Source organism: Gluconobacter sp. P1C6_b, from assembly GCF_018811945.1.
Classification (GTDB): Bacteria; Pseudomonadota; Alphaproteobacteria; order Acetobacterales; family Acetobacteraceae; genus Gluconobacter.
In genome coordinates this window covers 46707-67370 of sequence record NZ_JACRVU010000001.1, presented here as the reverse complement: position 1 = coordinate 67370, position 20664 = coordinate 46707, and the positions used below count along the sequence as shown (strand labels likewise).

Sequence of the window (20664 nt, the reverse complement as noted above, 5' to 3'; positions counted from 1 at the left end):
CACATTCTTTTGTAGAGGTTTCGTGACAGGATGCGACGCATACGGGATCTGCTATTGCTGTGACATACTTCCGAAACAGGATGTGTCAGGATGCAGGCGCTGAGAGGGAGGAATGATGGATCTTGTGGAGGGCACTGAAAAGGCCTCCGGAGCGCTGATGCTGCCTCCGGCGCCTGCTGTCGGCCGTGCGTCCATCCTGTGTGTCCATCTTCTGGCCCTGGCCGCTGCGGAAGGCGGGGGGGAGGCTGCGCTTCTGCTGCGCGATGCCGATGGCGTGCGTGTTCTGGGCGGCGAGGGAAGTGCGATCGCCGCGGAAGGCGCGGCCTGCCTCATGGATGGACAGTCCCTCGATGCCTGCACCGTGCGGCTCCTGCCGGTGCGCTCCGGTGCGGTTGAGGTCTGGCTGTGTGTGCGGCGCAATGCGCCTGCGCTCGAGCATGTCCTGGCCCTGTGCGCCCTGCAGGTGGATGATCTGCTGCGCGAGCGCGCCGCGGCCCCGCCATCGGGTGAGCATGAGCTTGTGGAACGCATGCAACTGCGGATGCAGCGCATGGCGGACACGGCGGATGTCGCGTTCTACCGCTGCGATTTCGCAACCCGCGTGGTGACGGGGGACGCGCGTTTCGCGAGCCTCTGGGGCTTGCCGCCCGAGCGGCTGGCCGTGGGTGTGCCGATAGACGAACTGCTGATGTTCCTGCATCCCGATGACCGGCTGGTCTATGACGGCAGCCTTGAGGACGAACTGCGGGATGAGGGCTGTTACGAGCTGCGGTTCCGGATTCTGGTCTCATCCCCGTCCGTGCCCGGTTCAGGACAGGCGCAGTCCCGCTCCCCCCGCAGTTCCCTGCTGCGGCATGTTCTGCTGCGCGGGTGGCGGGAAGATGAAAGCCGGCCCGACAGCCGCCGCAGCGTCGGGCTGGCGATGGATGTGTCTTCCGCCTCCATGACGGCGGAAGCCCTGCGGTCCAGCGAGGCATTCACGCGGTTGCTTCTGTCCAGTTTGCCGGACTGCATCCACATCCTCGACTGCGAGGGCTGCATCCGCTTTGTGAATGAAGGCGGTATCCGGTCCATGGAAATGGACAGCCCGATCATCATGCACGGCCTGCCCTGGGTCGATCTGTGGCGGGGGCAGCCGCGCCGCCGGGCCGCTCTGGCAGTGCAGACTGCTCTGGCGGGTGAGACCGCACGGTTTCAGGGTTATGCCATGACCATGCGGGGGCAGCGCCGGTTCTGGGACGTGGCCGTTACGCCGGTCTTTGGCGAGGACGGCGATGTGCGGCGTCTGCTGGCGATCGGGCGTGACCTGACGGAAGCCAACCAGTCCGCCGAGCGGCTCCAGCTCGCACTTGAGGCAGGCGCGATCGCGGGGACCTGGATGTGGGATGACAGCACGTCCCGCATGACCGGGGATGCCCGGCTTGCGCAGACGCTTGGGCTGGATCCGGCCCGGATGCGCGAAGGCGTCATGCCGAATGTCATTTATGATTCGGTGGACCCGCGGGACCGGTTCGCCGTGGTTCAGGCCGTCACGGCGGCGACGCGGCGGGGCGGAAAATGCCGGTTCGAGTTCCGGGTGGACACGCCGGAAGGGCAGCGCTGGTTCGAAGGCAACGGACGCTGCGACCTGGGGGATGAGGGGCGCGTGGCCCGCTTTCCCGGCATTGTCTTCGATATCGACCGGAGCAAGCGGCAGGCCCTGCGTCAGGCCGCGCTGGTCGAGCTGGGAGACCAGCTTCGCGCGCTGGATGATACCAGCATGATGGAAGAGGTCGCGGCCCGCATCATCTGCCGTGAACTGGATGCAAGTGGCGCGGGCTATGGCGTCGTCAATGATGACTGGACCGGCATGACCGTTGGCGGCGCGCCGGAGGTCACACGGCCTCTGGTGGGCGTGCGGATGTTCGCGGATTATGGCGAGTTCAGGCCGATCCTGGGGCGGGGTGAGCCCGTGGCCATCGCCGATGTTCATACCGACGCCCTGACGGCGGGTTATGATGCCCGCTATGACGCCGAGGGTATCGTGGCGATCCTCTGCGTTCCGATCTTCAAGTTCGGGCGTTTCGTGGGGCTGATGTTCGTCTGCCACGATGCGCCCCATATCTGGACGGACGAGGAAATCGTTTTCACCCGCGCCGTGGCGGACCGCACCCATGCGTCCATGCGGCAGGCCCGTACGCAGCAGCAGATCCGCGATCTCAACGTCATGCTCGAAGAGCGGATCCTGCAGCGCACCCGCGAGCGTGACCGACTGTGGAACATTGCCCGCGATCTGTTCATCATCATCGACCGTCGCGGCTATTACGTTGCGGTCAGCCCGAGCTGGGAAGAGACGCAGGGCTACAGGGTCGACGAGCTGGCAGGTCTGCGGCTGGATGCGCTGTGTCATCCGGATGACAGACGCATGGTGCTGGATACGTTCGAGCGTCTGCTGGCGGGGACGCCCTGGCCGACGGCGGGGCTGGATGTCCGGATGCGGCGATCGGACGGCAGCTGGCGGACCTATAACTGGAACTGCAACGATGAGGGCGATGCGATCTATGCGGTCGGGCGTGACCTGACCGAGCGCAACGAACTGGAAGAGCAGCTCCGCCAGGCGCAGAAAATGGAGGCTGTCGGACAGCTCACGGGCGGTCTGGCGCATGATTTCAACAATCTGCTCGCCGGGATCGGGGGCGGGCTGGAACTGATCGGACTGCGGCTGGCGCAGGGGCGGACAGACGGGCTGGGGCGTTACATCGCGGCCTCGCAGGATGCGGTCCGCCGGGCTGCGTCGCTGACGCACCGTCTTCTGGCCTTCTCGAGGCGTCAGACCCTTGATCCCACACCCACGGACATGAATGTGCTCGTTCGGGGGCTGGAAAGTCTGCTGCGCGGGACGGTCGGGCCGGGCATAGAGCTCCTTTTCGATCTGCAGCCGGGCCTGTGGCTGACGCGGGTGGATGCGAATCAGCTTGAGAACGCGATCCTGAACCTGTGCATCAATGCCCGCGATGCCATGCATGACCGCGGGACAATGCTGCGGCTTGAGAGTGCCAACAGGGTTCTGACGGCTGATGTCGCCACTGACATGTCCATCCGGGCGGGCGATTATGTTGTGCTGACGGTGCAGGATGAAGGCTGCGGCATGCCTCCCGAGATCGTGCAGCGCGCCTTTGACCCGTTCTTCACGACCAAGCCGCTGGGGGAGGGGACAGGGCTGGGGCTGAGCATGATCTACGGCTTTACCCAGCAGTCAGGCGGACAGGTGGAGATCCACTCCACGCCGGGGCAGGGGACCGTCGTTTCGCTCTGGCTGCCACGCTATCAGGGGCAGGAAACCATCCGTCCCGAACCGCCCTCTTTGTCTGTTGCGTCCCAGCCGCGCCTTCTGGAGGGGCAGCGCGTTCTCGTCGTGGATGACGAAGAGGCCGTGCGGATGATCGTGTCGGACATGGTGACGGATCTGGGCGGGATCGTGCTGACGGCGTCCGATGGGCCGTCAGCTGAGGCGCTGGCCGCGGAGGGGGTGCCGCCCGCGGTTCTCGTCAGTGATATCGGGATGCCGGGTGGCATGAACGGCCGGGAGCTGGGCGAGCAGATGTTGAAACGCTGGCCCGGGCTGAAAGTGCTGTTCATCACGGGCTATGCCGAACAGAGTGTTCTGGGCGATCAGGCCCTGCTGCCGGGTTGTGCGCTGCTGGTCAAGCCGTTCACGGTTGCGGCATTCAGCCGGAAACTGGCTGTTCTGCTGAAAGGGGACTGAACCCGGCATTCGGCGCGGGCGTTGGTCAGTCAGCAGGCTTTGTGCCTATGGTTTTCATCTTTGCAGGGAGACAGACATGTCGTCACAGGTTCCATCCGCCGAGGCCCAGACCGTGATTTCCTTTCATGACGGTCACACCATGCCCCAGATCGGGCTGGGGGTTTGGGAAACGCCGCCGGATGAGACGGCCGAGGTCGTGAAGGAGGCCGTGAAGCTCGGTTACCGGTCTGTCGATACGGCGCGCCTGTACAAGAACGAGGAAGGTGTCGGCAAAGGTCTGGAAGACCATCCGGATGTCTTCCTGACGACCAAGCTCTGGAATGACGAGCAGGGCTATGACAAGACCATGCGTGCCTATGACGAAAGTGCGCGGCTGCTGCGTCGTCCAGTGCTGGATCTGTATCTGATCCACTGGCCGATGCCGGCTCAGGGGCAGTATGTCGAGACGTGGAAGGCGCTGGTCGAGCTGAAGAAATCCGGCCGTGTGAAGTCCATCGGCGTGTCCAATTTCGAGCCGGAGCACCTGGAACGGATCATGGATGCCACGGGTGTCGTGCCGGTCGTCAACCAGATCGAGCTGCATCCCGATTTCCAGCAGCGCGCCCTGCGGGAATTCCATGAGAAACATAACATCCGCACTGAGTCCTGGCGTCCGCTGGGCAAGGGGCGCGTTCTGAGCGATGAGCGGATCGGGAAGATCGCCGAAAAGCACAGCCGGACTCCGGCACAGGTCGTGATCCGCTGGCATCTTCAGAACGGGCTGATCGTCATTCCGAAATCGGTCAATCCGAAGCGTCTGGCTGAAAATCTGGATGTGTTCGGCTTCGTGCTGGATGGGGATGACATGCAGACCATCGAACAGATGGACCGCAAGGATGGCCGGATGGGCGCTGATCCGAATACGGCGAAATTCTGAGGAATATTCCCCTTTAGCAACATTAAGTAAAAAATCAGGTCTGTGCTATGGGCTGCCTCATGCAACCGGAAGGTGGATGGCATGAGGCAGCGTTTCAGTCGGGGTTTTGGGGCGATACTGGCGGTTTTTGCAGGGCTCGGAGTCTCCGCTGCCGGTGCCCAGACCGTGGGGGAGCAGACCACGACCGGGCAGGGCAAGGCCTGGACGGATCAGTGGTTTTCCGATGTCTCCTTTGGCGCCCAGATCGAAGGGGGGGTGATGGGCAGTTCCAGCCATCCCGCCAGCAACCTCAATTTCGGCCAGCTCCTTTCCCCCTATGCCGATCAGGCGACGCTGAACCAGTTGACCTTCACGCTCACCAAACCGGTCGATCCGATCGGTGGCGGGTATGGTCTGGGGATGAACCTGCGGATGCTCTATGGCTCCGACGCCCGCAGCTACACGATTGCCGGTGTTTCAGACCGCTGGATCAACGGCCGCTATCAGGCCATGCCGGTCTTCGCGAATGTTGCGATCCACATGCCCTGGTTTACGGCCAAAGGGCTGGATGGGCAGATTGGTATCCTGACCTCTCCCATGGGTGTGGAGGCGCTCGATCCCTCGACCCGTGCTTTCTATACGCTGGCCTATACGACTGAATATTCCACGCCGTTCGAGCATGTGGGCGGCATGTTCCAGCTCCATCTGGATGACCATTTCGATCTTCAGTTCGGTGCGGATACCGGCAACCAGACGTCTTTCGGACGCGGCGACAACAATGGTCGTCCTGCCGGCTATATCGGTGTCACGGGCAATAATCTGGCGGACGGGCATCTGTCCTTCACCTATCTGCTGCGGGTCGGGCCGGAAAATGCCGTGCGGTCGCTGGGCGCTCGTGCGAATGGCGCCATGCGGTACTGGAACGATCTGAACGGGACCTGGACGTTCTCGAAAAAATGGAGCGTCACGGCGGAGCTGAACCAGCTTCATGACGAAGGCCTGCGCGCCGATACATACAGTGCGGTCGTCTGGGGCGGGTGGCACATTCGTCCGAATTTGACCGTCAATGCGCGTGCCGAGCTGTATCGGGACAATACCGGGAGTTTCGTGGCGAGTTTTGCGGAGAATGAAGGTTATGCGCAGGCCCTGCTCGGCAATCCGACGCGTTCGGAATCCGCGCCCGCCACGACGTATGGGGCCCTGACACTCAATACTGTCTGGCGGCCGGATGTGGGGCATCACGTCAAGCTGCTCCAGTTCCGGCCGGAGCTGCGCTTTGACCGCTCGCTTAACAATACGCGGCCGTTCGATGACCAGCATCACATGGGGCGTATCCTGTTCGGGGCGGACATGACGCTGGGGTTCTGAAGGGGAGGTGCGCTTGCTGCCAGATTATGGCAAGGAGGTTGTCATGACGACTCCGAACGAAACCGATTTCCGCAAAGCCATGTCCCATTTCGCCACGGGTGTTGCCGTGGTGACGGCCAAAGGCAGCGAAGGCGAGCAGGGCGCGACCATCAGCGCCCTGACGTCCGTCTCCCTCGATCCGCTCCTGCTGCTGATCTGTCTTAACCGGGCCAGCGCGACCTATCGTGCGATTGCGGAAGCCGGGGTGTTCGGCCTCAGCATTCTGGGCAACGACCACAAGGACGTGGCAATGCTGTTCGCCAGCCGCACGGCCGACAAGTTCGGGTCGGACGTGATCGAGCGCGCGGCGGATGGCACGGCCTTCGTCCGCGATTCACTGGTCAAGATGCACTGCGAACTGGTCGAGACCTTCCAGGGGGGCACGCATGCCCTGTTCATGGCGCGTCCCGTTGCACTGGAACTCGATGAGAACCGGCCGCCGCTGCTGTATTTCCAGGGTCAGCTCGGCATTACGCTCTGATCCGTTCGTCTGCTCCCGTTCCCGGATCAGGGGGCGGGAGGGAATGGAAGGAAGGGCTTTTCTGATTTAGTTGAGAATAATTATCATTCGTGATAAACCCCGCGCCTCTTATGGAGCGAGAGTGTGTGATGCGGGTGCATGCATGTTTTATTCCCTGTGCGGCGATCCTGATCGGGCTGCCCGCAGGTGTTGTATCTGCGCAGGATCTGGAGGGCGGGACGGACCGCCATCAGCATATTCCGGGGGCATCTCATGCCCAGAAACGGCTCTCTTCTTCCCGTGCCGGAGCCGTGGAGACGGTCCGGGTTCATGCCAGTCATGCCAGTCTGCTGGCCGCGAACGGGAATGCCGCGACCAAGACGTCCACGCCCCTTGAGGACGTTCCACAGAACCTGACGGTCATCACACAGGCCCGGATGTCGATGCTCAACTCGCGCAGCCTCTCCGAAGCGGTACGATACGCGGCTGGTGTTTCCGATTACGGCTCCAAGGATGACCCGCGCGGCTATCTGGGCACGATCCGGGGCTTTTCTCCGGATATCTATCTGGATGGCACCCGGACGCCGGATGCGTCCAGTTCCCAGTCCTTCAGTATTGAGCCCTGGGGGCTGGAAGAAATGGACGTGCTGCGCGGGGCGTCTTCGGCGCTTTATGGTTCCGGACAACTCGGCGGGATTATCAATGCCGTCAGCAAGCGCCCGCGCGTGGACCAGCAGAATCAGGTCGCGTTCCAGACAGGATCCTACAGTCGCGTTCAGGGGGCGGCAGATGTTGGTGGCGCACTCAACGGGTCCAAAACGCTGCTCTGGCGTTTCAACGGGCTGCTCCGGAAATCCGATACCTATGCGAAGAACATCAAGAACAATGAGGTCTATGTTGCGCCGTCTCTGAGCTGGCGCCCGGATGACAGGACGGATTTCACGATTCTGGCGAGCTATGAACAGCTCGATGCGGGTTCGACGGCCCAGTTCCTGCCAGCGGATGGTACGATCTATGCCAGCCCGTATGGATATATCGCGCGCAATTTCCTGAACAGCGATGCGGATTATGATGTCTATTCGAAACGGCAGGCCGCAATCGGATACAGTTTCACGCGGCGTCTGACTCCCAACTGGACCATCAATCAGAACATGCGTTACGCCCATCTGGACCTGTCTTACCGCTATGTGACGGCCGTTGCCCTGTCTGCTGACCAGCGGACGCTGACACGTCAGGCGCTTCTCCAGTCTGCAAACTACAACAATGTCACACTGGACACGCGTTCGGACCTGAAGCTGCGGACGGGGCCGGTCCGGCATGAAATCCTGTTTGGCGTGGATTTCCGGAGCGACTTCATGGCCAACCGTCGTGGACAGAAGACGGCCCCGTCTCTGGATCTGTACAATCCGGTCTACAGGCCCATCTCCTGGCCAGGCTACGGAACCAAGACCAATACCAATGAAACCGAGACCCAGACGGGTGTGTATGCCCAGGAACAGGCCCGGTGGCATGATTTCTACCTGACACTGTCCGGGCGGGGAGATTTCACCCAGAGCCTGACGGTCGATAACCTGACAGCCGGCCGCACGCCGCAGCAGAACACTGCCTTCACAGGCCGCGTGGGGCTTTTGTACAAATCGCCGATCGGCCTGTCGCCCTATGTGTCCTACGCCACGTCATTTCAGCCGCAGGTCGGCACGACGCGTCTGAACACGCCCTATCTGCCAACGCGCGGGCGGCAGATCGAGGCCGGTCTGAAATACAAGCCGCCGCATGGAACGCCGTGGGGCGAGGATTTCATGCTGACTGCGGATTTCTTCGATCTCGTCGAGACGAATGTCCTGACGACGGATCCTGAAGATTCGACCTATGACATTCAGACCGGCGAACAGCGCACCCGGGGCTTCGAGGCCGAAGGCGTGGGGCGCCTGCCGTATCGCATCGATATGCTGGCCTCGTTTACCTATCAGGATCCGCGGATTACCAAAACGACCGTTGCCGCACAGCTCAATCAGCGGCCGGTCGCTATTCCGTCCCATATGGCATCGCTCTTTCTCAAGCGGGATTTCCGGCTGACGAAGGACTGGATGACAGGGATCGGCGGCGGTGTTCGCTATACGGGGAATACAGCCGGCGCACTTCCCGAGACCTTCTCCGTTCCCAGCCAGCTTGTCTGGGACCTTCAGGCCCATGTGGACTATCAGCGTTTCGGGGTGCAGTTCAACGGGACCAATCTTGCGAACCGCCATTATGTTGCGGTCTGTACGCGTTCGGTTGCTTGTGCATGGGCTCCGGGCCGGGCAGTGTTCGTAACCCTTTCCTATCGCTGGTGACCATCTTGGTTGTCCTGATCCTCGCAACCATGGCTGTCGTTCTGTCGGCTGTCCTGTTCTACATGTCCGTGCCCTCCCAGCGCCTGCGGCAGACGCCACTGCCCGGGCGGTCCGGATGGCTGTGTGGTCTGGGATGCCTGATTGCCGGAACGATCCTCTTCAGTCGCGTTCTCCAGCCTGTGGCCGCGATACTGATCGTCATGACGCTTCTGATGGTGTCCTGCATCGGGGTCACGCTTCTGGTCGCAGTCGGAAAACGGGAGGGACGCAGCCTGTGACCGATACTGTGCAAGAGTCGCGCAACGCTCCGCTGGATGGACGGGGATGGGCAGGCAAAGGGCTGGCGGGGCTTGTTCTCGGAGCCACCCTGGCCACGGGGCTTATGGGTATTTTCGGCCTGCTCTTTCATGCCGATGCCCAGTTCAGGACGGCTGCCGCGCAGATCCTGCGCTGGTTTCCCGGTCCTGTCTGGGGTGTCGTTCTGGCCCTGTCCTTCCTTTTCCGCTCTCCCGTGCGGGCCTGGACAACGCTGGGCGTTCTGAACGGGGTGGTCTGGGCCGCCTATCTGCTGTTGCGAGGCATCCTGGTATGAAGATCCGTGGCGATATCGTCCGGCTGTACCGGAATGTTCACAGCTGGGTCGGCATCATGGCCGGGCTGTTTCTGTTTGTCGCGTTCTATGCCGGTGGCATGACGATGTTCGAGGGCGTGGTGGAAAGTTGGTCCGCCCGGCCGGCCGCGTTGCCTGCGGCTGTCTCGGTGGATCATCTTCCTGACCTTCTGCAGAAGGCCTTCGCGGCCGATCCGTCTGCCGTGGCAAATCATACGGTAATTCTGTATCCCGACGCTGCCCATCCCTCCAGTCTGATGTGGTCTGCATCCCATGACCGTGAACATGGTCCCGCACGGACCATGTATGCCGGTCTGGCCCCGGACGGCAGTTTGATAACGCGGACACAGACCCCCTCACAGGCGGCCAGTTTCATCAATATCCTGCATCAGCGTATCGGACTGCCGCTGGGGCGGGAATCCGGCCGTCTGGTCATGGGGATCGTGGCGCTGCTTTATGCGGTGGCCCTGGTATCGGGGACAGTGATGGTGCTGCCCTCTCTGCTCCGGAATTTGTTCGCGCTGCGTCTGACAGAAAGCCTGCGCCGGATGTGGCTGGATTTTCACACGCTTCTGGGCGTGTGTTCGCTTCCTTTCCATATTGTCATGGCGGCGACGGCTGCGGGATTTGCCTTCCAGCGCCCGATTATGACCCTGGAGCAGAACCTTTTCCGTCCGGCCCTGTCTGTTGAAAGTACGCAAGGGGGACGCGATGGAGCCCATGCCCACCATCACGGGAGTGGGCACCCGGGAATTGACCGGCCGCTTCTGGAGCCGGGAGCGCTGGTCGCGTCTCTGGCAGAGCAGGTTCCGGATTTCGAGCCGGACGCGCTCGTCTATTCCACCCGCAACGGCAAACTCTCCCTCCGCGTGACCGGACATGATACGCGCCACGTTACCCGGCGTCCCGATGGCGGCTATGTGGACGTTGATCCTTGCGGCGGCCGCATCACGTCCACGGATTTCCTGCCTGGTCATCAGGGGGGAGGCTTTCTGGCGCTGACCACAATCTATGCGCTGCATTTCGGGACGTTCGGTGGTCTGTGGGGGCGTGCAGGTTACGCGCTGCTCGGCTTTGGCGGGGCCTTCCTGTTCTATTCCGGAAACCGTCTGTGGCTGTCGTCGCGGCGCCGTCGGGAGCGCAGTGCCGGACTGTCGCAGGACAGTCTCGGCACACGTCTGCTTTCGGTGCTCACGGCGGGAGGGATGCTCGGATGCGTCTGTGGTGTTTCAGCCGTTTTTGCGGCTGTTCCCCTGCTGCCGGAAGGGGGGCATTATCAGAACATCGAGGCCCTGTTTTACGCTGTCCTGTTCGGATGTGTGGTTATGGCGGTCTGGCTGGGGGGCGAGCGCAGCACGCGTCCGCTTGTGGGGCTGGCGGGTGTCCTGACCCTGCTGATCCCCGTAACTGATGGTCTGTCGCGACTGCTGCTGCTGGCACGGCCGATCACGGGAAACGTGATCGGCGTGGATATTGTCGCCCTGGTTTATGGTCTGGCGCTGGTTCTGACGGCCATGCGGGCAACGCGTGCACTGGCAGGCAGCAGTATGGAGGAGAGGGTCAGGGCCTGAAAGACGTCCAGACCGAAGCAATCTGCCGGATTGCTTCGCCGAGCGGGAAAAGCCGGGACGGGGCTGACCCCACATGCCCATGCCGGAGCATGACATGCCCATCCAGTGCGGCGCCCGCCGGGAGGAAACGTTCGGGCGTGGTGCTGGGTGTGTGGAAGCGGACCCAGCGCCGCTCCCCATCCACCATAATGGCAGTTCCATCTTCCTGCGTCGGGCCATCGGGCTCGGCGAGGCGCTCGGCCAGATGGAACGCCGTACAGCTTTCCCATCCCGTTCCGATCATCAGGACATGGGCGTCCCTGTCCGCCAGGACCGCCAGCGGAGAAGCCACACCAAACGGATCTTCAAGCGGTTGTCGGGAGAGGATGTCCGTGGCCAGCGGGCCAAGCGCCGTGAACGAGACCTGCGGATGCGCACTGCGCCGCACGCCGGGCCATGTCCTGAAGGTTTCGGCGATCTGCCCCATGCCGCGCGTGGCGGTCAGGCGCGGATCATAAGGCGGCATGGTCGCACGGATCGTTTCCCACCAGCTTTCCGGCACCGGCGGATCGCACCAGCCTGACGGATCGCTCAGTTCGCAAGACTGCGCGGGCATGACGATGGTGCCCTCCGGGCCGACCGCCAGGAGCAGGCTTTCGATCACGGTCCGCGCGCCGCCGCAGACCCACCCGATCCGGCTTAGCGACGCATGGACCAGCAGCGTCATGCCGGGCGTGATCCCGAGACGCTGGAAGTCCACCACAAGCCGTGCCTGCGTGACGGGACCGCTGGAGCGGGCAATGGCGGCAGCTTCGGTCATGGTCCGGTTCAGCCGCGACCGCGATAGCCGGGCACGTCCTGCGCGGGAATCCACACGCCCTTCGGCGGCTCGCCTGTCTGCCAGAACACGTCGATCGGGATGCCGCCGCGTGGATACCAGTATGCGCCGATGCGCAGCCACTGCGGATCGAGGAGCGCGACCAGACGCTCGGCGATGGCGATGGAACAGTCTTCATGGAAGGCGCCATGATTGCGGAAGCTGGTCAGGAAGAGCTTGAGAGACTTGCTCTCTACGATCCATTTGCCGGGGATGTAGTCGATGACGATATGCGCGAAATCCGGCTGGCCGGTGACCGGGCAGAGCGAGGTGAACTCTGGCGCCGTGAAGCGCACGACATACTGCCGGCCCTGATGGGGAGAGGGGACGCGTTCGAGGACGGCTTCCTCGGGACTCTGCGGCGTGGTGGTGGCGCGGCCGAGCTGGCTGAGGGCGTCGGTGCCGGGTGCGGAAGGACCAGTGGGCTGGTGGTCGGGCATGGTCTGAGTTCCTCAAAGGGGCGGTGTTTTGTGAGATGTGGCCCAGCTTTCCCGCTGGCTCAAGGCATCTTCAGGACGAAAAGACAGTGACAGAGTTTGCATATTGGCGGGATTCAGTGCAGAAGACGGCGCAAATCCTCTCTTCGATGCCTCCCGTCTGGAAGACCACATGGAACTCCGTAATATCGCCATCATCGCGCACGTCGATCATGGCAAAACCACGCTGGTTGACGCGCTTCTCAAACAGTCCGGCTCTTTCCGTGACAATCAGCATGTTGCTGATCGCGCCATGGACAGCAACGACCTCGAACGCGAGCGTGGCATCACCATTCTCGCCAAGTGCACGTCCGTTGTGTGGAAAGAAACCCGCATCAACATTATCGATACGCCGGGCCACGCCGATTTCGGCGGTGAGGTCGAGCGTATCCTGAGCATGGTGGATGGCGCGATCATCCTCGTCGATGCCGCTGAAGGCGCGCTGCCGCAGACCAAGTTCGTGCTTGGCAAGGCGCTGGCCCGTGGCATCCGTCCGATCGTGGTCGTCAACAAGATCGACCGTTCCGACGCCCGTCCGGACGAAGTGCACGAAGAGATCTTCGATCTGTTCGCCTCCCTCGGCGCCGACGAGCACCAGCTCGACTTCCCGATGCTTTACGCTTCGGGCCGTCAGGGCTGGGCCGATCTGGAGCTGGACGGACCGAAGAAGGATCTGGCCCCGCTGTTCGACCTGGTGCTGCGCCATGTGCCGACGCCGAACGTGGACAAGGACGCGCCGTTCGGAATGGTCTCCACCATTCTCGAGAGCGACAACTTCCTGGGCCGTATCCTGACAGGTCGTATCGACCAGGGCCGTGCGAAGGTGAACATGCCGGTGCGCGTGCTGCGTCCGGATGGCACGGTTGTCGAGACCGGCCGTCTGACGAAGCTGCTGTCTTTCCGTGGCCTGGACCGCGTGCCCGTGGACGAAGCCGAAGCCGGTGACATCGTCGCCGTGGCCGGTCTGTCCGAAGCCACGATTCCCGACACAATCGCCGATCCGTCTGTCGAGGCTCCCCTGCCGTCGCGTCCGGTTGATCCGCCGACCCTGTCCATGACCTTCCGCATCAACGATGGCCCGCTGGGCGGTCGTGAAGGCAAGAAGGTGACGTCGCGCCAGATCCGTGACCGTCTCTTCAAGGAAACCGAAGGCAACGTGGCCATCAAGGTTACGGAAAGCCCGGAAAGCGAAGCGTTCGAAGTCGCTGGTCGTGGCGAACTTCAGCTTGGCGTTCTCATCGAGACGATGCGTCGTGAAGGCTTCGAGCTGACGATCGGCCGTCCGCGCGTGCTGTTCCGCAACAACGAAGAAACAGGCGAGCGCGAAGAGCCGTTCGAAGAAGTCCTGGTTGACGTGGACGAGCCGTATTCCGGTGTCGTCGTTGAGAAGATGTCCCTGCGTAAGGGCGTCATGCAGGACATGCGTCCGTCCGGTGGCGGAAAGGTCCGTCTGACGTTCCTGATCCCGTCGCGTGGCCTGATCGGCTATCACGGCGAGTTCCTGACCGACACGCGCGGTACGGGCCTGATGAACCGTCTGTTCCATGGCTACCTGCCGTATGTCGGCCCGATCGAAGGCCGTCGTAACGGTTCGCTGATCTCGGCTGAAGATGGTCAGACGACGCAGTATGCGCTGTTTGCCCTTCAGGACCGCGGCACGATGTTCGTCGATGCCGGCGAGAAGATCTACACGGGCATGATCCTTGGCGAGCATTCCCGCGAGAACGACCTCGACATCAACGCGGTCCGCGAAAAGAAGCTGACCAACATGCGTGCATCCGGCAAGGATGAAGCTCTGCTTCTGACGCCGCCGCGCCGCATGAGTCTCGAGCAGGCCATTGCCTACATTGAGGACGATGAACTGGTCGAAGTCACGCCGTCTGCCATCCGGATCCGCAAGCGTTATCTGGATCCGCACGAGCGCAAGCGTGCATCCAAGTCCCGCGAGGGCTGATCCGTCCTTTTCAGGACTGGTTTCATGGAAAAGGCGTGTCCCGGAACTTCCGGGGCACGCCTTTTTTCATGAGTGCATAATGGAGTTTGTCTGAATTGAGGCGTCTTTGTGTATTGCACGGAAGCGGGACTGAAATTTCATAAAGTTAATGCGCGACCGTGCCCGACAGGAATGATAATGTTGCGGCCAAGGCCACTTCGGGAAAACTGAAAGCTGGCTTGTCTTTATTCTGTTGTGGAGCTCCGTTTCCAGATGCGTCTTTTCAACCGTTCCCTGATCGCTGCCGTTTCCGCCCTGGCCCTGACGGCTGCTCCGGCGTTCGCCGATCCCGCCACGACGGCTACTCCTGCTGCGCCTGCCGCTGAAGCTCCTGCCGCCCCGGCTGCCGAAGCCACGCCTGCTGCACCTGCCGCCGAGTCCGATGCTGCCACGGAGACGGGCACGAAGAAGCATCACGGCAAGGGCAAGAAGCACCACCACAAGCACAAGCACCACAAGAAGACCTCCGCTGCCACGGACGCCGCTCCGACCGAAGCTGCTCCGTCCAACTGAGGACATGTCTTCCGGCCTATCGCAGGGCCATAGGACACGGAACGGGGTCTGCTCAGGCAGGCCCCGTTTTTTTTATGACTCCGTCACATGCTGGCAGGGTGTGTGCAGGCATTTGCATGCGCCCGCAGCCCTCACTACGCTGCTCGCATGACTTCCTGTCTTCTGAGTTGGCATGGCTCGATTGTCGCGCAGCGTGGTTTCTCGCTGTCTCTGGCGTCCCTGTCCGATGTGATCGCAGGGATGGCGGACCCTGTCTCGCTGAGCGGGGGCGGCGGTCTCGTGGAACTCCAGCCGATCGATCCGTCCGGGGGACGTCCCCTGTACGCGGTACGGGCTGGTAATGTCTTTCTGACAGCGGCACCCGGCCATGGATGTGGGACCGCATCGCAGATCCAGGGCTGGGAGCAGTTCCTTGCCCTGCCGGTCGCGGGTCTGCCGGCACTGCAGCGGCTGGTATCGCGTCACTGGCATGTTGCTGCTGAACCCTTTCCGGCCCTGCGCCCTGCGATACAGGATTTCCAACTCCGGGTCGGGGACTGGGCGGCTCCTCTGGAAACGCTCAGTGTGCAGGTGAAGGAAGACGGCTCCGTCCTTCTGAGGGGCGAAAATGTGCCTCTCCTGCGGCTGGAGCCCTGTCCGTCGCCCGCAGTGGTGGCTCTTCTGGAAGATGTGCGGGATGTCGTGCGGCGCGGAGATCAGGCGCCCTGGACCCGTATCCGGGATTCGTTTGCGAGCCTTCAGTCCGAGGCCTTCAAGGTTGCCCTGTATCCCGAGGATCTGTCCCGCCTGCGATATCTGGCGCTGATCTGTGTGGATTGTGGCGAACTGGTGCTGGCGGAGCGTGCGCTGGAACTGGCGCGTCGGGCCGATGATGGCGCGGACATGCTGTATTTCTCAGCCCTTCTGGCAATGCGCTGCGGTCATCATATCCGGGCGGCTGAGCTGCTGCAGGCGGCCCTGCTGAAGCGCTTCCCGGAGGGCAGTATTCCGCAGCGGATGCAGGATCTCGACGCACGCTTACGTCAGGGTGAAAACGCCCTGTTCCTGGTGCCGGATCGCCTGCGGCATCTCCGTCTGACGCCCTTTGACGAACTGTTCGAACGGGTTCTGACGCCCATGCCGCTTTCGGAACGCGATGGGCGGGACGTCCGGCAGGCTTATGGACATCGCTTCGAGGAGACGTCCCTGCGTCTTGGGGAAAAACCCCGGCAGGCCCTGCTGGAACTGGACCGGCGTTTTAACGGGGACAGTTACTGGAGTGCTCTTTGCAGTGGGCATCAGTTCTGGCTTGCGGGCAATGTGGATGCCGCTGACGAGCAGTATGCGGCCGCCAAGGCCCTGACCATTCGGACCGGGCTCATGCCGATCCATTATAACTGTGGCGTGCTGTCCTGGCTGGGCGGGGCTGCGCGTGAGGGTATGGAGCAGCCGGTTCCTGATCGTCTGGGCATGGGAGGATGGGACTGGGAGGCCAGTATTGCTCCGGGGCCTGTTCCGGGTGCGCAGTTGCCCGCGCTCTGTCTCGTTTTCGGATGCGATTCCGGATATTTCCGTTTCCTGCCCAAGCTGCTGCTGTCGTTGCTCAGGGTCTGTGCCAGCCGCCCGGACCCGGCGTTCCGGATCCGGCTGTGTCTGGGGATCGATACGCCGACGCCGGAGCAGCTTGCTTTCATGCGCGAACTGATGGACGCCGTCTCGAAAAGGGATTTCGGCCTCGATGTTACTCTGGCTCATGGCCGGCTGACATGGCGTGATGCTGCGACCTACACGGCGATCCGGTATCTGATGCTGCCCGAAGTGGTGCGCCGTTATCCGTGCCCGGTCATTACCGCCGATTGTGACGGTTATTTCCCGAAAGACTTCCTGACGCTGTTCGATGACCTCAGGAATACCGCTGATTATGGCTTCCGGCTTTATGCCTACAATCATGAAGGGCGTCAGACGTTTGGCGAGCCGTGGGGTTTTGGGGCCGGGATTTCATGGTTCGGGGAAACGGACAGGCTGCCGGAGATTGCGGCCTTCCTGCACGATTATCTTCAGGTCGCGTATGATCCGGCCAATCCAACGAACTGGTGCATCGATCAGTGCGCGCTCGTTCAGTCGTTCCGGCGGTTCGTGGCGCCGCGCTGGAACGATCTGCGGATCCGCTTCATGGATGAAGGCACGCCGCTGATGGTCATGCCGCACCATGTGGGCGGCAAGGAGGAACTCCTGCGCCGGGACGGAACCGTCTCGATGCAGGATGTCCGGGCGTTCCTCTCCCGTCCGTAGATTTACGGACGGGAACGGACTTCAGACGCCGTAGCGGTCGAGCGACAGGTCGAGCGACGGAATGGCGGTCTGGCGGTCGGAGATCTGGTCTGCGACAATCTGGCCGGAGCCTGCCGCCATCGTCCAGCCCAGCGTGCCGTGGCCGGTGTTGAGCCACAGATTGCCGTAGCGCGGGGAGGGGCCGACGATCGGCGTGCCGTCCGGCGTGCAGGGGCGCAGGCCCGTCCAGTATTTCGCGGACGACAGGTCGCCGCCGCCATACATTTCGCTGAAGGACAGTTCCAGCGTCTCGCGACGATCCGGGCTGAGGCGCAGATTGAAGCCGTTCAGCTCCGCCGTGCCGCCGATGCGGATGCGGTCGCCAAGGCGCGTGATGGCGACCTTGTACGTCTCGTCATTGACGGTCGAGACAGGGGCACGGCTTTCATCCGTGATCGGCATGGTCAGGGAGTAACCCTTGACCGGATAGATCGGCAGACGCAGTTCCAGCGGCTTGAGGAAGCGCGGGGAGTAGCTGCCGAGGGCCAGCACATAGCGGTCGGCGGTCATGCGGCCGGCGCTTGTACGGATGCTGACGATGGCATCGCTGGCGGCTTCCAGAGCCTCGATATTGACGCCGAGATGGAACTTCACGCCCTTCTCCTCGGCCATCTTGGCCAGACGGCGCGTGAAGAGATGCGCATCGCCCGTCTGGTCGCCCGGCAGCAGCAGGCCACCCTTAAGCAGGTGCCGCGCATGGGCAAGGCCGGGCTCGCGGGCGAGGATTTCGTCCACAGTCAGCAGCTTGTGCTCGACGCCGCTTTCAGCCAGCAGGCGCATGTCTTCGGCAGCGTATTCGATCTGGCTGTCGGTGCGGAACAGCTGGATCAGACCCTTCTGGGCGCCGTCATAAGTGATGCCGGTCTCCGCACGCAGCGTGTCCAGACGGTCACGCGCATATTCCGCGATCCGCAGCATCCGGCCCTTGTTGATGTCATAGGCTTTTTCCGTGCAGTTCATGAGCAGTTCGCCCATGAAGCGGAACATGGCCGTATCGAGACGCGGACGGATCACGAGCGGGCTGTGCTTCTCGAACATCCACTTCGCGGCCTTGAACGGCAGTCCCGGCATGGCCCAGGGAGTCGAATAGCCCGGAGAGACCTGACCCGCATTGGCAAAGGACGTTTCCAGACCCACACCCGGCTGGCGGTCGATGACTTCGACTTCGTGTCCTTCCTGAGCGAGATACCAGGCCGTTGTCACGCCGATGACGCCGGCGCCCATAACGATGACTTTCATATCTGTCCTGCTGTGTTGTCGTTCGTGAAACCGCCCTGAAGCCATGAAAGCCAGCTCAGCGCTGAGAAAAAACCTGTCTGCCCCGCTCCGTCAGCCCGGCACGCCCTTGCTGGTCGAATATTCGAAATGCAGGGCCGTGTCGGGATGGACGATGGCATGGATGGCATGGGCCGCCATGGCGCCTTCGGAGAAGCCCTGAAGGATCAGTTTCAGCTTGCCCGGATAGGTCGCTACGTCTCCGATCGCGAAAATGCCCGGCGTGCTGCTCTCGAGCGTGGCCGGGGTGACGGGGACGGTGTTGCGATGCGTGTCCAGACCCCAGAGCGCAATCGGCCCCAGATCGGTGGACAGGCCATAGAACGGCAGAAGCGCATCAGCCTCGATATGCCGGGACGTGCCTTCAAGTGTCGTGACTTCCACGGTCGAGAGCACGCCGTCCGTGCCATGCAGGGCATGGAGCTGATAGGGCACGACCTTCTCGATCTTGCCGGCTGCAATCTGCTGCTCGATGCGCGAGAGCGTCTCGGGGGCGCCGCGGAAGCGGTCCCGGCGGTGCAGGAGATAGACCTGCGCGGCCACTTCGGAGAGGGACAGGGCCCAGTCCAGCGCGGAATCTCCGCCACCTGCGACCACGACGCGCTTGCCGGCAAAATCGGCGCGTTTCTTGACGTAATACTGCACGGCCCCCGTGCGCTCATAGGCTTCAAGTTCGTCGAGCGGCGGACGGTTCGGCCCGAATGCACCGGCACCGGCTGCGATGATGGCGGCCTTCGCGGTGATGACGTCGCCCCGTGCGGTTTTCAGCGTGAACGCCCCGCGCTGGCCTTCCAGTGTCTCGACCCGCGAGCCCAGCAGGCGCGGTACGTCGAAGGGTGCGATCTGCTGTTCGAGCGCCTCGATCAGCGCGCCGCCTTCGATGGCGGGATGGGCCGGGATGTCGTAGATCGGTTTTTCCGGGTAGAGCGCCGCACATTGTCCGCCTACGCTGTCGAGCGCGTCGATCAGGACGCAGGACAGTTTGAGCATGCCACATTCGAATGCGGCGAAGAGGGCGGTCGGACCGGCGCCGACAATCGCGACATCGGTGTTGAGGGTTTGAGGTGCAGTCGTCATGACCTGTTTCATAATCGGTTTGAAGGGGTTGGGGTAGGGCATTGAAGGCACGATATGCGTTTGTAATTCAGGACCTCAAGGGCCTTGGCGGGACGGAACGCTCGGCCTGCGCCGTCATGAACGGGCTGGTCCGTCAGGGCTGTGACGTGCGGCTGGTGGAGCTCGTGGGTGCGGGTGCGCCGGCCTTTCCGCTGTCGCCCGAAATCGCCGTCTCGTCTCTGTTCGACCGGCCGGTGAAGATCTTCAACTCCTGGTTCCGCATCGTCTGGCGGCTGTCGCGTCTGCTGAAACGGGAGCGGATCGACACGCTGGTCGTCGTGGAGTCCACCCACGCGCTTTACGGCGTGGCGGCCGCACGGCTTGCGGGTGTGCGCTGCATTGTGTGGGAGCATTTCAACTTCAACGTGACGCTGAACCGCCGCAAGCGTGTCTGGGGGCGGCAGATCGCCGGGCGCTGGGCTGATGATGTCGTTGTCCTGACGCAGCGGGATACGGTTCTGTGGCGTGAGGGGACAGGAGTACGGACGCGGCTGACCGCCATTCCGAACATGGCTCCACCTGTGACGGACAGGCCTTATCCGGAAGCGTCCCGTCTGGTTCTGGCGGCGGGACGGCTGACGGAGCAGAAGGGTTACGACCTGCTGCTCCGGGCCTGGGGGATTGTGGAGCAGGACCCGCGGAGTGTCGGGTGGGAGCTTCTGATCCGCGGGGACGGCCCCGATCGCGCGGCCCTGCTGCAACAGGCGGAAGGCCTGCGTCATGTGACGATCGCGCCCGCAACCGGGGGCATCGACGCCGACTACGCCCGTGCCGCGCTGTTCGTGGCGTCCTCGCGTTATGAAGGCCTGCCGATGGTACTGCTCGAAGCCATGGCGGCGGGCGTACCGGTCGTGGCGTTCGACTGCGAGACCGGGCCAGCGGAAATCGTGTGCGATGGCGAGACCGGATTTCTGGTTCCGCCCGAAGAGCCTGAGGCCCTAGCCGTCGCTTTGCTGGAGCTGATGGGCGCTCCTGAACAGCGTCAGCGTATGTCGGTCAGATCCCGTCAGCGGGCGGCGGAGTTTCAGGAAAGCCCCGTCATGGCGCGGTGGAAGACACTTCTTCAGCACACATCCGGCTGAACGGGCACGGATGTTCCCCAAA

At 62.7% G+C, this 20664-nt stretch carries 16 protein-coding genes; 12 read left to right on the top strand and 4 right to left on the bottom strand.

Features of this window, described 5'->3' with window-relative positions; all coding sequences use genetic code 11:
• The first annotated feature begins 112 nt into the window (after positions 1–112).
• The 8 genes from KP701_RS00335 (at position 113) to KP701_RS00300 (ending at position 11021) form a co-directional block, all read left to right on the top strand.
• Positions 113–3745, top strand: a complete 3633-nt coding sequence (locus KP701_RS00335; RefSeq protein WP_215745208.1) for a PAS domain-containing protein — start codon at positions 113–115, stop codon at positions 3743–3745.
• 76 nt (positions 3746–3821) lie between these two features.
• Complete coding sequence (locus tag KP701_RS00330) at positions 3822–4661, top strand: aldo/keto reductase (protein WP_215745207.1); 840 nt, start codon at positions 3822–3824, stop codon at positions 4659–4661.
• Positions 4662–4742: 81 nt separating this feature from the next.
• Entirely contained in the window at positions 4743–6008 is a 1266-nt protein-coding gene (locus KP701_RS00325) for an outer membrane beta-barrel protein (protein WP_215745206.1), read from the top strand.
• A gap of 43 nt (positions 6009–6051) precedes the next feature.
• Positions 6052–6528: a flavin reductase family protein gene (locus KP701_RS00320; RefSeq protein WP_041112625.1), complete on the top strand. Its 477-nt coding sequence runs from the start codon at positions 6052–6054 to the stop codon at positions 6526–6528.
• A gap of 128 nt (positions 6529–6656) precedes the next feature.
• The gene (locus KP701_RS00315) at positions 6657–8840 is read left to right on the top strand and encodes a TonB-dependent siderophore receptor (protein WP_215745433.1); all 2184 of its coding nucleotides are present in this window, start codon (positions 6657–6659) and stop codon (positions 8838–8840) included.
• A 5-nt stretch (positions 8841–8845) separates the two neighbouring features.
• Positions 8846–9118: a hypothetical protein gene (locus KP701_RS00310; protein WP_215745205.1), complete on the top strand. Its 273-nt coding sequence runs from the start codon at positions 8846–8848 to the stop codon at positions 9116–9118.
• The gene (locus KP701_RS00305; protein WP_225197455.1) at positions 9115–9432 is read left to right on the top strand and encodes a hypothetical protein; all 318 of its coding nucleotides are present in this window, start codon (positions 9115–9117) and stop codon (positions 9430–9432) included. Before KP701_RS00310 ends, KP701_RS00305 begins: the two co-directional genes overlap by 4 nt.
• Positions 9429–11021 carry a PepSY domain-containing protein gene (locus KP701_RS00300; RefSeq protein WP_215745204.1) on the top strand — a complete coding sequence of 531 codons (1593 nt, stop codon included), beginning with the start codon at positions 9429–9431 and terminating at the stop codon, positions 11019–11021. The genes KP701_RS00305 and KP701_RS00300 overlap by 4 nt, the downstream gene beginning before the upstream one ends.
• Here KP701_RS00300 and KP701_RS00295 read toward each other — a convergent pair.
• Complete coding sequence (locus tag KP701_RS00295) at positions 11011–11820, bottom strand: aminoglycoside N(3)-acetyltransferase (protein ID WP_215745203.1); 810 nt, start codon at positions 11818–11820, stop codon at positions 11011–11013. The genes KP701_RS00300 and KP701_RS00295 overlap by 11 nt on opposite strands.
• An 8-nt stretch (positions 11821–11828) precedes the next feature.
• Positions 11829–12317, bottom strand: a complete 489-nt coding sequence (gene queF, locus KP701_RS00290) for a preQ(1) synthase (protein WP_215745202.1) — start codon at positions 12315–12317, stop codon at positions 11829–11831.
• Between the two features lie 169 nt (positions 12318–12486).
• Between queF and typA the strand changes: the two genes are divergently transcribed.
• From typA to KP701_RS00275, 3 genes are all read left to right on the top strand, one after another.
• Positions 12487–14307 carry a translational GTPase TypA gene (gene typA, locus KP701_RS00285; RefSeq protein WP_215745201.1) on the top strand — a complete coding sequence of 607 codons (1821 nt, stop codon included), beginning with the start codon at positions 12487–12489 and terminating at the stop codon, positions 14305–14307.
• Between the two features lie 252 nt (positions 14308–14559).
• Positions 14560–14859, top strand: coding sequence for a hypothetical protein (locus tag KP701_RS00280; RefSeq protein WP_252345302.1), 300 nt, complete (start codon positions 14560–14562; stop codon positions 14857–14859).
• A 147-nt stretch (positions 14860–15006) separates the two neighbouring features.
• Complete coding sequence (locus KP701_RS00275) at positions 15007–17130, top strand: hypothetical protein (RefSeq protein ID WP_215745200.1); 2124 nt, start codon at positions 15007–15009, stop codon at positions 17128–17130.
• Between the two features lie 21 nt (positions 17131–17151).
• Here KP701_RS00275 and KP701_RS00270 read toward each other — a convergent pair whose 3' ends face one another.
• Together KP701_RS00270 and KP701_RS00265 are read right to left on the bottom strand one after the other, a co-directional pair.
• Positions 17152–18408 (bottom strand): D-amino acid dehydrogenase, encoded by a 1257-nt coding sequence (locus KP701_RS00270; protein WP_215745199.1) that lies wholly within the window; start codon positions 18406–18408, stop codon positions 17152–17154.
• Positions 18409–18498: 90 nt separating this feature from the next.
• Positions 18499–19521 carry an NAD(P)/FAD-dependent oxidoreductase gene (locus tag KP701_RS00265; RefSeq protein ID WP_215745198.1) on the bottom strand — a complete coding sequence of 341 codons (1023 nt, stop codon included), beginning with the start codon at positions 19519–19521 and terminating at the stop codon, positions 18499–18501.
• A gap of 41 nt (positions 19522–19562) precedes the next feature.
• Between KP701_RS00265 and KP701_RS00260 the strand changes: the two genes are divergently transcribed.
• Positions 19563–20642, top strand: coding sequence for a glycosyltransferase family 4 protein (locus tag KP701_RS00260; RefSeq protein WP_215745197.1), 1080 nt, complete (start codon positions 19563–19565; stop codon positions 20640–20642).
• Positions 20643–20664: the final 22 nt, after the last annotated feature.

What these genes read in the sequence shown, in the direction of transcription:
- KP701_RS00335 (WP_215745208.1), top strand. Translation starts at nt 113, where the DNA reads ATGATGGATCTTGTGGAGGGCACTGAAAAGGCCTCCGGAGCGCTGATG.
- KP701_RS00315 (WP_215745433.1), top strand. Translation starts at nt 6,657, where the DNA reads ATGCGGGTGCATGCATGTTTTATTCCCTGTGCGGCGATCCTGATCGGG.
- KP701_RS00295 (WP_215745203.1), bottom strand. Translation starts at nt 11,820, where the DNA reads ATGACCGAAGCTGCCGCCATTGCCCGCTCCAGCGGTCCCGTCACGCAG.
- KP701_RS00330 (WP_215745207.1), top strand. Translation starts at nt 3,822, where the DNA reads ATGTCGTCACAGGTTCCATCCGCCGAGGCCCAGACCGTGATTTCCTTT.
- KP701_RS00325 (WP_215745206.1), top strand. Translation starts at nt 4,743, where the DNA reads ATGAGGCAGCGTTTCAGTCGGGGTTTTGGGGCGATACTGGCGGTTTTT.
- KP701_RS00300 (WP_215745204.1), top strand. Translation starts at nt 9,429, where the DNA reads ATGAAGATCCGTGGCGATATCGTCCGGCTGTACCGGAATGTTCACAGC.
- KP701_RS00270 (WP_215745199.1), bottom strand. Translation starts at nt 18,408, where the DNA reads ATGAAAGTCATCGTTATGGGCGCCGGCGTCATCGGCGTGACAACGGCC.
- typA (WP_215745201.1), top strand. Translation starts at nt 12,487, where the DNA reads ATGGAACTCCGTAATATCGCCATCATCGCGCACGTCGATCATGGCAAA.
- KP701_RS00320 (WP_041112625.1), top strand. Translation starts at nt 6,052, where the DNA reads ATGACGACTCCGAACGAAACCGATTTCCGCAAAGCCATGTCCCATTTC.
- KP701_RS00265 (WP_215745198.1), bottom strand. Translation starts at nt 19,521, where the DNA reads ATGACGACTGCACCTCAAACCCTCAACACCGATGTCGCGATTGTCGGC.
- queF (WP_215745202.1), bottom strand. Translation starts at nt 12,317, where the DNA reads ATGCCCGACCACCAGCCCACTGGTCCTTCCGCACCCGGCACCGACGCC.
- KP701_RS00280 (WP_252345302.1), top strand. Translation starts at nt 14,560, where the DNA reads ATGCGTCTTTTCAACCGTTCCCTGATCGCTGCCGTTTCCGCCCTGGCC.
- KP701_RS00275 (WP_215745200.1), top strand. Translation starts at nt 15,007, where the DNA reads ATGACTTCCTGTCTTCTGAGTTGGCATGGCTCGATTGTCGCGCAGCGT.